This is a genomic window from Streptomyces sp. Ru73 (assembly GCF_002920575.1).
GTDB lineage: Bacteria > Actinomycetota > Actinomycetes > Streptomycetales > Streptomycetaceae > Streptomyces.
Window position 1 is genome coordinate 1 of record NZ_PQSQ01000003.1, and the last position, 13566, is coordinate 13566.

The 13566-nt window shown below is 73.2% G+C and carries 13 protein-coding genes; 11 read left to right on the plus strand and 2 right to left on the minus strand.

Features of this window, described 5'->3' with window-relative positions:
- A partial coding sequence (locus C3486_RS01860; RefSeq protein WP_181138405.1) for an alanine racemase occupies positions 1-679 on the minus strand: 679 nt, incomplete at its 3' end.
- Positions 680-905: 226 nt separating this feature from the next.
- Between C3486_RS01860 and C3486_RS01865 the strand changes: the two genes are divergently transcribed.
- The 4 genes from C3486_RS01865 to C3486_RS01880 all read left to right on the plus strand — a co-directional run bounded on the left by C3486_RS01865 (position 906) and on the right by C3486_RS01880 (position 5180).
- Positions 906-2084 (plus strand): hypothetical protein, encoded by a 1179-nt coding sequence (locus C3486_RS01865; RefSeq protein ID WP_258052532.1) that lies wholly within the window; start codon positions 906-908, stop codon positions 2082-2084.
- Positions 2081-3229 (plus strand): type VII secretion-associated serine protease mycosin, encoded by a 1149-nt coding sequence (gene mycP, locus C3486_RS01870; protein ID WP_103830745.1) that lies wholly within the window; start codon positions 2081-2083, stop codon positions 3227-3229. Before C3486_RS01865 ends, mycP begins: the two co-directional genes overlap by 4 nt.
- Before the next feature lie 247 nt (positions 3230-3476).
- Positions 3477-4211, plus strand: a complete 735-nt coding sequence (locus tag C3486_RS01875) for an SseB family protein (RefSeq protein WP_103830746.1) — start codon at positions 3477-3479, stop codon at positions 4209-4211.
- Positions 4212-4433: 222 nt separating this feature from the next.
- The gene (locus C3486_RS01880) at positions 4434-5180 is read left to right on the plus strand and encodes an MIP family channel protein (RefSeq protein ID WP_103830747.1); all 747 of its coding nucleotides are present in this window, start codon (positions 4434-4436) and stop codon (positions 5178-5180) included.
- A gap of 79 nt (positions 5181-5259) precedes the next feature.
- Here the strand turns inward: C3486_RS01880 and C3486_RS01885 are convergent, their stop codons facing one another.
- The gene (locus C3486_RS01885) at positions 5260-5649 is read right to left on the minus strand and encodes a DUF1844 domain-containing protein (RefSeq protein ID WP_052868223.1); all 390 of its coding nucleotides are present in this window, start codon (positions 5647-5649) and stop codon (positions 5260-5262) included.
- A gap of 507 nt (positions 5650-6156) precedes the next feature.
- On the opposite strand from C3486_RS01885, the gene infC reads away from it, so the two are divergent.
- The 7 genes from infC (at position 6157) to pheT (ending at position 13498) form a co-directional block, all read left to right on the plus strand.
- Positions 6157-6726 (plus strand): translation initiation factor IF-3, encoded by a 570-nt coding sequence (infC, locus tag C3486_RS01890; RefSeq protein WP_258052533.1) that lies wholly within the window; start codon positions 6157-6159, stop codon positions 6724-6726.
- A gap of 124 nt (positions 6727-6850) precedes the next feature.
- Positions 6851-7045, plus strand: a complete 195-nt coding sequence (gene rpmI / locus C3486_RS01895) for a 50S ribosomal protein L35 (protein ID WP_030616321.1) — start codon at positions 6851-6853, stop codon at positions 7043-7045.
- Between the two features lie 103 nt (positions 7046-7148).
- On the plus strand, positions 7149-7532 hold the full coding sequence (gene rplT, locus C3486_RS01900) for a 50S ribosomal protein L20 (RefSeq protein ID WP_030616318.1): 384 nt from the start codon (positions 7149-7151) through the stop codon (positions 7530-7532).
- Between the two features lie 120 nt (positions 7533-7652).
- Positions 7653-8507: an RNA methyltransferase gene (locus C3486_RS01905; protein ID WP_103830748.1), complete on the plus strand. Its 855-nt coding sequence runs from the start codon at positions 7653-7655 to the stop codon at positions 8505-8507.
- 37 nt (positions 8508-8544) lie between these two features.
- Positions 8545-9705 carry a PAS domain-containing sensor histidine kinase gene (locus C3486_RS01910; RefSeq protein WP_103830749.1) on the plus strand — a complete coding sequence of 387 codons (1161 nt, stop codon included), beginning with the start codon at positions 8545-8547 and terminating at the stop codon, positions 9703-9705.
- A gap of 140 nt (positions 9706-9845) precedes the next feature.
- A complete protein-coding gene (pheS, locus tag C3486_RS01915) occupies positions 9846-10973 on the plus strand; it encodes a phenylalanine--tRNA ligase subunit alpha (RefSeq protein WP_103830750.1) in 1128 nt (375 codons plus the stop codon).
- Positions 10973-13498 (plus strand): phenylalanine--tRNA ligase subunit beta, encoded by a 2526-nt coding sequence (gene pheT / locus C3486_RS01920; RefSeq protein WP_103830751.1) that lies wholly within the window; start codon positions 10973-10975, stop codon positions 13496-13498. Before pheS ends, pheT begins: the two co-directional genes overlap by 1 nt.
- Positions 13499-13566: the final 68 nt, after the last annotated feature.

The window sequence follows — 13566 nt, forward strand, 5'->3', positions numbered from 1 at the left end:
CCTTGCGCGCCGCGGCCTGCATGACCCGCACCGACCGCGAGAACAGCGGCCGCCCCGCCACCGCGTCCCCCACGCCCGCCACATGACCCTCGTACGCCATCAGGCCGACGACCTTGAAGCCCGGCCGGCGCGCCACCAGCCGCGCGAATTCGGCCAGTTGTGCCGGCTCGTGCAGCGGCGAGCGGCGCGCTCCCACCCGCATCCGCCCGCCCGCGGCGCGGAACGACGTGTCCAGCTCCAGGCACACCCGGACCTCGGCCCGGCCGCCGGCCCGCGCCGCGTCGATCAGGTCCAGCTGCGCCACGTCGTCGACCAGCACCGTCACCGCGGCGGCGAGCTTCGGATCGTCCGTCAGCTCGGCGAAGGCGGCCCGGTCGGCGGACGGATAGGCCAGCAGCACGTCGGGGAAGCCGGAGCGGGCCAGCCACAGCGACTCGGCCAGCGTGAAGCTCATGATCCCGGCGAACCCGTCCCGCGCCAGCACGCGTTCCAGCAGGGCCCGGCAGCGTACGGACTTGCTCGCCACACGGATGGGCTTGCCGTGGGCGCGGCGCACCAGATCCGCCGCGTTGGCGTCGAACGCCGCGAGGTCGACGATGGCCAGCGGCGCGTCGAGGTGAGCGGTGGCCCGGTCGTACCGGGCGCCGAGAGCATGGGTGTCGGTCGTGAACCGGTGCATGACGGCAGCCTGCCAGACCGCATTACCGCAGGGTAGGGGAGAGATCGCTACAGACCGGACACACCGGGGGACCGGTACCGGACACGAGTTGCGGCCGGGGGCGCGACAGCCCGTAAAGTGGCGCGAGCCGCGGCCCGCAGACCCGCGGCACCAGGTCTGATCCATACGTTCCACCCGGCACGCCGCCGCCCGGGCACGGGACCGAACTGCGCGAGGGGGAGCGCGGGTGAGCGCCGAAGCCGAGTACGCCGACCCGCGCCGCCTGCCCCGGATACCCCCGCCACCGCCGTACCGCCCCGCGGCCGGAACCACCGCACAGGCCGCGGCCCGGAACGAGACCGGCCCCGGCCCGTCCGCGCACGACCGCCCCGCGCAGCCGGTGCCGCCCCGGCCCGCCGTCCCGCCGAAGCCGAACCGCCCCGCGCCGCCCGGCTACCGGGACACCGCGTCCTTCCACCTCGCCCGCGCTGCGGCCGCCTGGCACCGCGGCAAGGGCACGAAGGCACCGGCGGGCAAGGCCGTCCCGAAGCCGGCGGCCGCCGAAACGTCCCCCCAGGAAGGCCCCGCCGCCCGTACGCCGCTGCCTCCCGAGCGGGGCACCGCAGCGCCCGCCGCACAGCCCGCAGCGCCCGGTGCCACGCCGCCGCGCCGCCCGGCCCTGCGCAAGGCCGTCATCGCCGGCTGCCTCGTCCTCGGCCTCGGCCTCATCGGCGGGGCGGCGGCCGGCAGCTGGCTCGCCGGCGAACCGGGCACCGGCGAGGCGACCGCCGCCGCCTTCGCCGACGTCCGCGGCCTGTGGCACAGCGTCCCCGTCAACACCCTCTTCCCGCGCACCCTGCACGGCACGGCGGCCGGCCCCGGCGGCGCCGACCGTACCTGGCACCGCATCGCCGTCGCCCCCGACAGCAACTGCGCCAAGGCGTTCGACCCGCTGCTGGCCAAGGCACTGGCACCGGCCGGCTGCAAGCGGCTGCTGCGCGCCGACTACGTGGACGCCACCCGCAGCAGCGTGATCACCGTCGGCGTGGTCACCACCAGAACCGACCCGGCCGGCATGCGAGCGCTGGACAAGCGGTTCAGCACCGAAGGACTGGACAGCCGCCGCGACCTGATGCCACGCCCGTACGCGGCACCCGGCACCCTCGCCGCCGGCTTCGGGCCCGAGCAGCGCGCCAGCTGGAGCATCCAGGTACTGCCCGACGCGCCGCTCGTCGTCTACGCGGTCTCCGGCTTCGCCGACGGCCGGGAGGTGCCGGCCCCGGAGCCGGCGACCACGGCCACCCGCACCGACGCCACCTCGGCACCCGCCCAGTCCGGCCTCGGCCACGACGCCGCAGGCGTCGCCGACCGCATCGAGCACACCTTCCGCACCCAGGCGGCGAAGGCCGCGGAGGAAGACGAATGACCCGCGCCCGCCGCGCCCTCACGGCAGCCCTCACCGCCACGGCCCTGGCGGCGCTCACCGCCCCGCCCGCGCACGCCGACGGCATACGCACCCAGGAATGGGCCCTGGACGCGCTGCACGTCGACGACGCCTGGAAGACCACCAAGGGCGACGGCATCACCGTCGCCGTCCTCGACACCGGCGTGGACGCCGACCACCCCGACCTCAAGGGCCAGGTACTGGCCGGCAAGGACCTCATCGGCTTCGGCGCGCAGCGCGGCGACAAGACCTGGGCGGGCCACGGCACCGCCATGTCCGGCATCATCGCCGGGCACGGCCACGGCAAGGACAACGCCGACGGCGTCCTCGGCATCGCCCCCGAGGCGAAGATCCTCCCCGTCCGGGTGATCCTCGAAGACGCCGACCCGCAACGGAAGAGGGCCCGCACCGAGCGCGCCAACGCCCTCGCCGACGGCATCCGCTGGGCCGCCGACCACGGCGCCGACGTCATCAACCTCTCCCTCGGCGACGACAGCGACTCGGCCCACCCCGAACCGCGCGAGGACGCCGCCGTCCAGTACGCCCTCGCCAAGGGCATCCCGGTCGTCGCCTCGGCGGGCAACGGCGGCGAGCACGGCGACCACGTCTCCTACCCGGCCGCCTACCCCGGCGTGATCGCGGCGACCGCCGTGGACAAGTACGGCACCCGCGCCCCCTTCTCCACCCGCCGCTGGTACGCCACGGTCAGCGCCCCCGGCGTGAACGTCGTCATCGCCAACCCCGACCGCAAGTACTACGAGGGCTGGGGCACGAGCGCCGCCGCCGCGTACGTCTCCGGCGCGGTCGCCCTGGTCCGCGCGGCCCACCCCGACCTCAAGCCGGCCCAGATCAAACAGCTCCTCACCGAGACGGCGAGCGACTCCCCGCCCCACGGCCGCAACGACGACCGGGGCGCCGGCCTGGTCAACCCCGCAGCGGCCATAAAAAAGGGCGCCCCCACCACACAGACATCCGGCACCCCCACCACCTACACCAAGCAGTACTTCGGCCCGGGCCCCACCGCCGCCACCGGCGGCACCCACGCCTCCTGGCTCCCCTGGACCGCAACGGCAGCAGGCGCAGCCCTCATAGCCACAGCAGCCCTCCTCTGGCGCCGCCGCACCTGACCACTCACACCAACCCCCACCCACCCGTCATCCCTCCACCGACGGGAGGGGACGGGCCGCAGCGGGTGGAGTACCGGACGTCAAGCGAAGCAGTCCGGTACCCCACCCGCGGAGGCCCGGCACCGCACCCGGCAACCACCCAGCCCGTCCGGCGCTTGAGGACAACGTCACCGGGGCGCACCCCGACGAAACCGCACCGCCGGGCACCGCCCGCAACCCACCCCACCCCGGCCGATAGGCTCAAACCGTGGACGCGAAAAACATCCCCGACCCCGGCTTCTCCAACGACGACGGCTCCGCCGACCCCGAACTGGCGGCCGCCCTCGCCGCCTGGTCCGCGGACCACACCACCGAGCCCCGGCTGCTCGCGGCCCTCCGCGGCGCCCGCCTGCTCGTACCGGTGGTGGCCCTGCTGGGCGAGGTGGAGACCGGCCCGGACGGGCTCCAGCGCGAGAAGACCAGCGACATGGCCGTGCCGACGCTGCAGGCCCCGGACGGCCGCCGCGCGCTGCCCGCCTTCACGTCCATGGACACCCTGCACCGCTGGCGCCCGGACGCCCGCCCGGTCGCCGTACCGCTGGAGCAGGCGCTGCTCGCCGCGGCCCACGAGAAGGCCGACACGGTCGTGATCGACCTCGCGGGTCCCGTGACGTACCCGCTGACCGGCGGAGCCCTGCGCGCGCTCGCCGAGGGCCGGGAGAGCGCCGACCCGCTCGCCGACCCCGCCGTCACCGAGGCGCTGCGGGCCGTGCTCGCGGCCGAGCCCGGCGTGCGGGTCGCCCATCTGGCGCCGTCCGCCGACACCGATGCCACGCTGGCCCTGGGCCTCGTCCCGGACGCCCCGGCCGGTGAGGTCGCGCAGCGCCTGGCCACCGCGCTGGCCTCGGACACCGTCCTCCGTGAGCGCCTGGTCAAGGGCCTGGACCTGGCCCTCCTCCGGCCGGACACGACCCCCCGGGGCGAACCGCTGTACACCCGCTGACCCCCACCGGGCCGCACACGGCCCACGCAGGACCCACGCCTTCCCGATCAGCACCCACCTGCCCGCACCCCGCAGGCCCCCGCGACGCTCACCGCGTACCCCGGCAGGCACAGCCCGGCCGCAAAGGGCCCCGCACCCCGCCGGCCCCCGCCGAGAGGCGAGCCTCTCGCGGGCACCGCACAATCGCAGCAGGTGCAAGATCCCTTCGAGGAAGGCCCCTACATGGACACCCCGGAGACCCGCTCGGTCGTATCCGAGTTCCTCGGCACGCTGCTCCTGGTGTTCTTCGCGGTCGGCGCTGCCGTGCTGGCCGGGGAGTACATCGGGACCTTCGGCATCGCCCTGTCCTTCGGCTTCACCCTGCTGGCCCTGGCCTACGCGCTCGGCCCCATCTCGGGCTGCCACGTCAACCCCGCGGTGACGCTCGGCATGCTGCTCGCCCACCGCATCACCGTCCGTACGGCCGTCGAGTACTGGATCGCCCAGCTGCTGGGCGGCATCGTCGGTTCCGCGATCCTCTTCCTGGTGGCCAAGCAGGTGCCGGGCCTGAAGACCGACGGCGCCTTCGGCAGCAACGGCTTCGGCGACCGCTCGGCGGTGCACATCAACCTCGGCGGCGCGTTCGTCGCCGAGATCGTGCTCACGTTCCTGCTGGTCTTCGTGGTCCTCGCGGTCACCCACAAGGTGGCCCTGGTCGGCTTCGACGGCCTGGCCATCGGTATCGCGCTGGCCACCATCCACCTCATCGGCATCCCGCTCACCGGCACGTCCGTGAACCCGGCGCGCAGCTTCGGCCCGGCGCTCTTCGCGGGCGGCGGAGCGCTCTCGCAGCTGTGGCTGTTCATCGTCGCGCCGCTGATCGGCGGTGCGCTGGCGGCCCTGGCCCACCGGCTCACGCACACTCCGTACAGCCCCCTGCGGCCCCCGGCCGACCAGGAGCCCCCGGCGGACGAGCGCGCGGCGCGCTGACCGGCGGCGCGCCCCGCACAGCAGTGGCCCCCTGATCCACCCGGATCAGGGGGCCACCGTCATGACATGCGGGAACCGCTCAGCCGAACACCGGACCGGTGTACTTCTCCCCGGGCCCCTGGCCCGGCTCGTCCGGCACCACCGACGCCTCGCGGAACGCCAGCTGGAGCGACTTCAGCCCGTCCCGGAGCGGCGCGGCGTGGTACGAGCCGATCTCGGTGGCGCTGGCGGTCACCAGCCCGGCCAGCGCCTGGATCAGCTTGCGCGCCTCGTCCAGGTCCTTGTGCTGCTCGCCGTCCTCGGCGAGGCCGAGGTTGACGGCGGCCGAGCTCATCAGGTGCACCGCGACGGTGGTGATCACCTCGACGGCCGGCACGTCGGCGATGTCGCGGGTCATCGCGTCGAAGTCCGCGGGCTGCGCGCCCTGCGCTGCCGCGGGGTCGGAGGGGGGAGGGGTGGCGTCGCTCATGGCTCTCTATCTGTCCGTACGATCGGTGCGCCCGCTCCGTGCGGCCGGTGCGCTGCCCTCAGCGTAGGCCCAGCCGCGGCTCTCCCCGCGCGTGGGGCGCCGCCACGGCCCCTGGTGGAGCGGCGCCGGGCCGTCCCGCGTACACGGAGGGGCCGTACACGCGTACGACGGGTACAGGCCCCGCCCGGGTCATGTACCATTGACTACGACCGGCCGGTCACCTACGTGTCCGGCCCACAAGTGGAGGCTCCGATCTCCCACCCGATTCCAGCCCCCAGGGCAGGCGGGTCACGGTCAGGCTGCGCCCCGCGGTGATTCGCGGCGGTGCTCCCCGATCTTTTGAGGAGCCCCGCCTGTGTCCCGTCCGGGGCGTTTTTCGTGCTTTCGGCAGGATGGTCACACCGAACAGACGTTACGCGGCTGTCCGCCAGGCGGTCGCGTGGTGCTTACCGAGGAGGATCCATCAGCGCCGAGCCCCGCATCAACGACCGGATTCGCGTCCCCGAGGTGCGACTCGTCGGTCCCAGTGGCGAGCAGGTCGGCATTGTGCCGCTTGCCAAGGCCCTGGAGCTTGCGCAGGAGTACGACCTCGACCTGGTCGAGGTGGCGGCGAACGCCCGTCCGCCGGTCTGCAAGCTCATGGACTACGGAAAGTTCAAGTACGAGTCGGCCATGAAGGCCCGTGAAGCGCGCAAGAACCAGGCGCACACGGTCATCAAGGAGATGAAGCTCCGGCCGAAGATCGACCCGCACGACTACGACACCAAGAAGGGTCACGTCGTCCGGTTCCTCAAGCAGGGTGACAAGGTCAAGATCACGATCATGTTCCGTGGTCGCGAGCAGTCCCGCCCGGAGCTCGGCTTCCGGCTGCTGCAGCGGCTCGCGGAGGATGTCCAGGACCTCGGTTTCGTCGAGTCGAACCCGAAGCAGGACGGCCGGAACATGATCATGGTCCTCGGTCCGCACAAGAAGAAGACCGAGGCGATGGCCGAGGCCCGTGAGGCGCAGGCCGCCCGCAAGGCGGAGCGCCAGGGTGCTGCTTCCGAGCAGGCCGCCGAGGAGCCCGCCGAGGCGTGATTCCAGGGTGCTGCCCCGGATCAGCGTCGGGGACACCGCCCCGGACACCAACCGATAGATATGACGCTCCCGTATGCCGGCCCACCGGCCGGCGGGAGCGCCACTGACGAGGAGAGAACGGCGCATGCCGAAGAACAAGACGCACAGCGGCTCCAGCAAGCGCTTCAAGGTCACCGGCTCCGGCAAGGTGCTGCGCGAGCGCGCCGGCAAGCGCCACCTGCTTGAGCACAAGTCGTCCAAGCTGACGCGTCGCCTCACCGGCAACGCCGAGATGGCCCCGGGCGACGCCAAGAAGATCAAGAAGCTTCTCGGCAAGTGAGTCGCCGCGCCCCTCAAGAAGGCGGCGCGCGACCTCGACCGGGACCTATTTCGAATTCGGGCCGTGTGAAGACCACCGCGGCCCCGCTACAAGGAGTTGACAAGTGGCACGCGTCAAGCGGGCAGTGAACGCCCACAAGAAGCGCCGGGCGATCCTCGAGCAGGCCAGCGGTTACCGCGGCCAGCGGTCGCGTCTGTACCGCAAGGCGAAGGAGCAGGTCACCCACTCCCTCGTCTACAACTACAACGACCGCAAGAAGCGCAAGGGCGACTTCCGTCAGCTGTGGATCCAGCGCATCAACGCCGCTGCCCGCGCCAACGGCATGACGTACAACCGCTTCATCCAGGGTCTGAAGGCCGCCAACATCGAGGTGGACCGCAAGATCCTGGCCGACCTCGCGGTCAACGACCAGAACGCGTTCGCCGCGCTGGTCGAGGTGGCGCAGAAGGCCCTGCCGAGCGACGTGAACGCTCCCAAGGCTGCCTGACCGCCGTCCTGAGGCAGTTGTCGCGCGGACCCGCAGGCCCCGGCCTGCGGGTCCGCCGCCGTTTCCACCCCCGTACGCGTCCCCGGCGTACGCACGTACCGCAGAAGTGAGCCGCCGCCCATGGGCACCCCCGAGCTGATCTCCCCGCGTTCCGCACGCGTCGCCGCAGCGCGGCGGCTGGCCCGCCGCAACTTCCGCGGCAAGGAGCGCCGGTTCCTCGCCGAGGGCCCGCAGGCGGTCAGAGAAGCGGTACGGCACAGCAGCGGCGGCGAGCCGACCCTGATCGAGGTCTTCGCCACGCCCGAGGCCGCCGAGCGCCACGAAGGCATCGTGGCCGCGGCCCGCGACGCCGGCGTACGCGTCCTGCTCGCCGACGACGACACCATCGCGGACCTCTCGCAGACCGTCACCCCGCAGGGCCTGGTCGGCGTCTGCCGCTTCCTCGACTCGCCCTTCGAGGAGATCCTGGCCGCCCGGCCCCAGCTGGTCGCGGTGCTGGCCAACGTCCGCGACCCCGGCAACGCCGGGACGGTGCTGCGCTGCGCCGACGCCGCGGGCGCCGACGCGGTGGTGCTCACCGACGCCTCCGTCGACCTGTACAACCCCAAGTCCGTACGGGCCTCGGTCGGCTCCCTCTTCCACCTGCCGGTCGCGGTCGGCGTGCCGGTCGAGCGGGTCGTCTCGGGGCTCAAGAGCGCGGGCGTCCGCATCCTCGCCGCCGACGGCGCGGGCGCCGACGACCTGGACGCCGAGCTGGACGCGGGCACCATGGGCGGGCCGACGGCCTGGATCTTCGGCAACGAGGCCTGGGGCCTGCCGGAGGAGACCCGGGCACTGGCCGACGCGGTGGTGCGGGTGCCGATCCACGGCAAGGCCGAGAGCCTGAACCTGGCGACGGCGGCCGCGGTGTGCCTGTACGCCTCGGCGCGCGCCCAGCGCACGGCCGGAGGGTGCCGCTCCGGCGGCGAGGACTAGTAGGGTTGCCTGCCAGTTCCCGGGAGGGGGTAGCGGGATGAATGCGAGGACTTCCGGCGCACGCGCGGCCGTGGTGGACATCTGTCTCTCCGGTGATCCCGGCGAGAACCCTCCGCTCCCGTACGACCCGGCCGTCACGGCCCCCGGCCTGGATCCGGACGACCTGCCCGACGGCCTCGTGGTGGCCGACGAGACGGGCCGGGTGGTGTGCTTCAACGCCGCTGCGGCGCGGCTGACCGCCGTGGACCCCGCCGACGCGCTCGGGCTGCCGCTGGAGCGCGCCCTGCCGCTGCAGGACATGGAGGGCCGCCGCTGGTGGCAGCTGACCGACCCGTACGGCGGGCTGGCCATCCGCACCGGCCAGCCGGAGCGCAACCTCCTCCTCGGCGGCCAGGAGCTGCTGGTCTCCGCGCGGTACGTGCGCGAGCGCCCCACGGGCCCGGTCCGCCGGCTGGTGATCACGCTGCGCGGCACGGAGGCCCGCCGGCGTACGGAGCTGAGCCACGCCGAGCTGATCGCCACCGTCGCGCACGAACTGCGGTCGCCGCTGACGTCCGTGAAGGGCTTCACGGCGACCCTGCTGCAGAAGTGGGAGCGGTTCACCGACGACCAGAAGCGGCTGATGCTGGAGACCGTCGACGCGGACGCCAACCGTGTCACCCGGCTGATCGCCGAGCTGCTGGACATCTCGCGGATCGACTCCGGGCGCCTGGAGGTCCGCCGCCAGCGGGTCGACATGATCTCGGCGGTACGGCGGCACGTCCAGGCGCAGACCACGGCGGGCCAGCGGCCCGACCGCTTCCTGATCCGGATGCTGGAGCCGCTGCCCGACATGTGGGCCGATCCGGACAAGGTCGACCAGGTGCTCGGCAACCTGCTGGAAAATGCCGTGCGGCACGGTGAGGGGACGGTCACAATCGAGGTGGCGCCCGCGTTCTCCGCTCCGCCCGAGCGGAAGTGCACCGGTACGACCGTCACCGTCAGCGACGAGGGCCCCGGCATCCCGGAGGAATCCATGAACCGCGTCTTCACCCGCTTCTGGCGGGGCAGCAAACGCGGCGGCACCGGGCTCGGCCTGTACATCGTCAAGGGCATCGTCGAGGCGCACGGCGGCTCGATCACGGTCGGCCGCGCCCCGGCCGGCGGTGCGCAGTTCCGATTTACCCTGCCCGTCGGTACCCCGGCCTTCATGGCCTGACCGGGACCGACGGGCGCCTTCGCGATCGGGGCGCCGGTGAGGCGTGGCCGCGGTGCCCCTTAGACTTGACCTTTGGCACCTTTGGCATTCAAGCGTCGGGGGCAAGCCGCGCGCCAAGACCATCGGAAGCACGGGAAGAGATGTCGGCACCGAACAAGTCGTACGACCCAGTTGAGGTCGAGGCCCTGAAACCGGAAGAGATCGAGCGGATGCAGGCCGAGGCCCTCGCCGCGTTCGCCGCCGCCCAGGACCTCGACGAGCTCGCCCAGGCGAAGACCGCGCACACCGGCGGGACCTCGCCGCTCGCGCTCGCCAACCGGGAGATCGGCGCCCTGCCCCCGCACGCCAAGGCAGAGGCCGGCAAGCGCGTCGGCCAGGCCCGCGGCCGGGTGAACCAGGCGCTCAAGGCCCGCCAGGAGGAGCTGGAGGCCGAGCGGGACGCCCGGGTGCTGGTCGAGGAGGCGGTGGACGTCACGCTGCCGTACGACCGCGTCCAGGCCGGCGCCCGGCACCCGCTCACCACCCTCTCGGAGCGCATCGAGGACGTCTTCGTGGCGATGGGCTACTCCGTCGCCGAGGGCCCCGAGGTCGAGTCCGAGTGGCTGAACTTCGACGCGCTGAACATCGCACCGGACCACCCGGCCCGCACGATGCAGGACACCTTCTTCGTCGAGTCGGCCGCCGACGGTGACGAGAAGCAGACCGGTGTGGTGCTGCGCACGCACACCTCGCCGGTGCAGATCCGCTCGATGCTGGACCGTGAGCCCCCGCTCTACGTGATCTGCCCGGGCCGCGTCTACCGCACCGACGAGCTGGACGCCACCCACACCCCCGTCTTCACCCAGGTCGAGCTGCTGGCCGTGGACGAGGGCCTGACCATGGCCGACCTCAAGGGCACCCTGGACCACATGGTCCAGGCGCTGTTCGGCGAGGGCATGGAGACCCGGCTGCGCCCGAACTACTTCCCGTTCACCGAGCCGTCCGCCGAGATGGACATGGTGTGCTACGTCTGCCGCGGCGCCTCCGTGGGCAATCCGGACGCGCCCTGCCGCACCTGCTCCAGCGAGGGCTGGATCGAGCTGGGCGGCTGCGGCATGGTCAACCCGCGGGTGCTGGCCGCCTGCGGCGTCGATGCGGAGAAGTACAGCGGATTCGCCTTCGGGTTCGGCATCGAGCGGATGCTGATGTTCCGCCACAACGTCGAGGACATGCGAGACATGGTCGAGGGTGACGTGCGCTTCACCCGGCCTTTCGGGATGGAGATCTGATGCGGGTCCCGCTTTCTTGGCTGCGGGAGTACGTCGACCTGCCGGCCGGTGAGACCGGCCGTGACGTGCAGGCCAAGCTGATTGCCTCCGGTCTGGAGGTGGAGACCGTCGAGCAGCTGGGCGCCGGCATCGAGGGCCCGCTGGTCGTCGGCCAGGTGCTCACGATCGAGGAGCTGGAGGGCTTCAAGAAGCCGATCCGCTTCTGCACGGTCGACGTCGGCCAGGCCAACGGCACCGGCGAGCCCCAGGAGATCGTCTGCGGCGCCCGCAACTTCGCCGTCGGCGACAAGGTCGTCGTGGTCCTCCCCGGCGCCACGCTGCCGGGCGGCTTCAAGATCTCCGCGCGCAAGACCTACGGCAAGGTCTCGCACGGCATGATCTGCTCCGGCGACGAGCTGGGCATGGGCGACGACGGTTCCGGCGGCATCATCGTGCTGCCGCCGGAGTACGAGGTCGGCACCGACGCCATCGAGCTGCTGGAACTGGTCGACGAGGTGCTGGACATCGCGGTCACGCCCGACCGCGGGTACTGCCTCTCCATGCGCGGCGTCGCCCGCGAGACCGGCACCGCGTACGGCCTGCCGCTGCGCGACCCGGCGCTGCTGGACGTGCCGCCGCCGAACTCCTACGGCTACCCGGTCAAGGTCACCGACCCGATCGGCTGCGACCGCTTCACGGCCCGTACGGTCGTCGGCCTGCAGCCGGAGGCGCGCTCGCCGATCTGGCTCCAGCGCCGCCTGCAGAAGGCCGGCATGCGGCCGATCTCGCTGGCCGTGGACGTCACCAACTACGTGATGCTGGAGCTGGGCCAGCCGCTGCACGCCTACGACCGGTCCCTCATCGAGGGCACCATCGGGGTGCGCCGCGCCGAGCCCGGCGAGGAGATCGTCACCCTCGACGGCACCAAGCGCGTCCTGGACGCCGAGGACCTGGTCATCACCGACAACCGCGGGCCGATCGGCCTGGCGGGCGTCATGGGCGGGGCCAACACCGAGATCGCCGACCACGCGCCGGACCCCGAGACCGGTGCGGTGCGGGGCACGACCGAGGTCGTCATCGAGGCCGCGCACTTCAACCCGCTGGCGATCGCGCGCACGGCCCGCCGCCACAAGCTGTCCTCCGAGGCGTCCCGGCGCTTCGAGCGGGGCGTCGACCCCGAGGCCGCGTCCGCCGCTGCCCAGCGGACCGTCGACCTGCTCGTGCTGCTCGCGGGCGGCACCGCCGAGGCCGGCGTGACGGAGATCGTGGCGCCCAGCGCGCCCCGCACGATCACCATCCCGGCGGACCACCCGGACAAGGTCGCGGGCGTGGCGTACGGCCGGGAGACCGTCGTGCGCCGCCTCCAGCAGGTGGGCTGCGACGTGTACGGCCAGGACGAGCTGGTCGTCACGGTGCCGTCCTGGCGCCCGGACCTGACCGACCCGAACGACCTCGCCGAAGAGGTCATCCGGCTGGAGGGCTACGAGAACCTGCCCTCCACGCTGCCGACGCCGCCCGCGGGCACCGGCCTGACCGAGCGGCAGCGGCTGCACCGCCGGGCCGGCCGCGCGCTGGCGGGCGCCGGGTACGTCGAGGCGCTGAACTACCCGTTCATCGGCGAGGCCGTGCTCGACCAGCTCGGCATCGAGGCGGACGACCCCCGCCGCCGCACGGTCAAGCTGGTCAACCCGCTCTCGGACGAGGAGCCCTCGCTCCGTACGACGCTGCTCCCGGGCCTGCTGTCCGCGCTGCGCCGCAACGACGGCCGCGGCTCGCACGACCTGGCGCTGTTCGAGACGGGGCTGGTCTTCCGGCCGACCGGTGACGAGAAGCCGGCCGCCCGGCTGCCCGTCGACCGCCGTCCGACCGACGCCGAGATCGCCGCGCTGAACGCCGCGCTGCCGCACCAGCCGCGGCGCGCCGCCGTGGTCCTCGCGGGCGCCCGCGAGCAGGCCGGCTGGTGGGGCAAGGGCCGCCCGGCGACCTGGGCCGACGCCGTCGAGGCGGGCCGTCTGGTGGCCCGTGAGGCGGGCGTTGAGCTGGTCGTCCGCCAGGACCAGCACGCGCCGTGGCACCCGGGCCGGTGCGCCGCGCTGCTCGCCGTCGTGGACGGCGAGGAGGTGCTCGTGGGCAACGCCGGCGAGCTGCACCCGCGCGTCATCAAGGCGCTCGGCCTGCCGGAGCGCACCTGCGCGATGGAGATCGACCTGGACCGGCTGGAGCAGGCGGGCGGCGGCACGGTCGCCGCGCCGCGGATCTCCACCTTCCCGGTCGCCACCCAGGACGTCGCGCTGATCGTCGACTCCTCGGTCCCGGCCGCCGACGTCGAGGCCGCGCTGCGGTCGGGCGCCGGTGAGCTGCTGGAGGACCTGCGGCTGTTCGACGTCTTCACCGGTGAGCAGATCGGCGAGGGCAAGAAGTCGCTGGCGTACGCGCTGCGCTTCCGCGCCGCCGACCGCACGCTGACCGCCGACGAGGCCAGCGCGGCCCGTGACGCGGCGGTGGCGGCGGCCGTGGAGCGGACGGGCGCGAGCCTGCGCGCGTAAGGACAGGGTCCGGCCGCTGCGGTACGTCCGCCGTGGTGCCGGTGGCGGGTCCCGACTCGGGTCGGGGC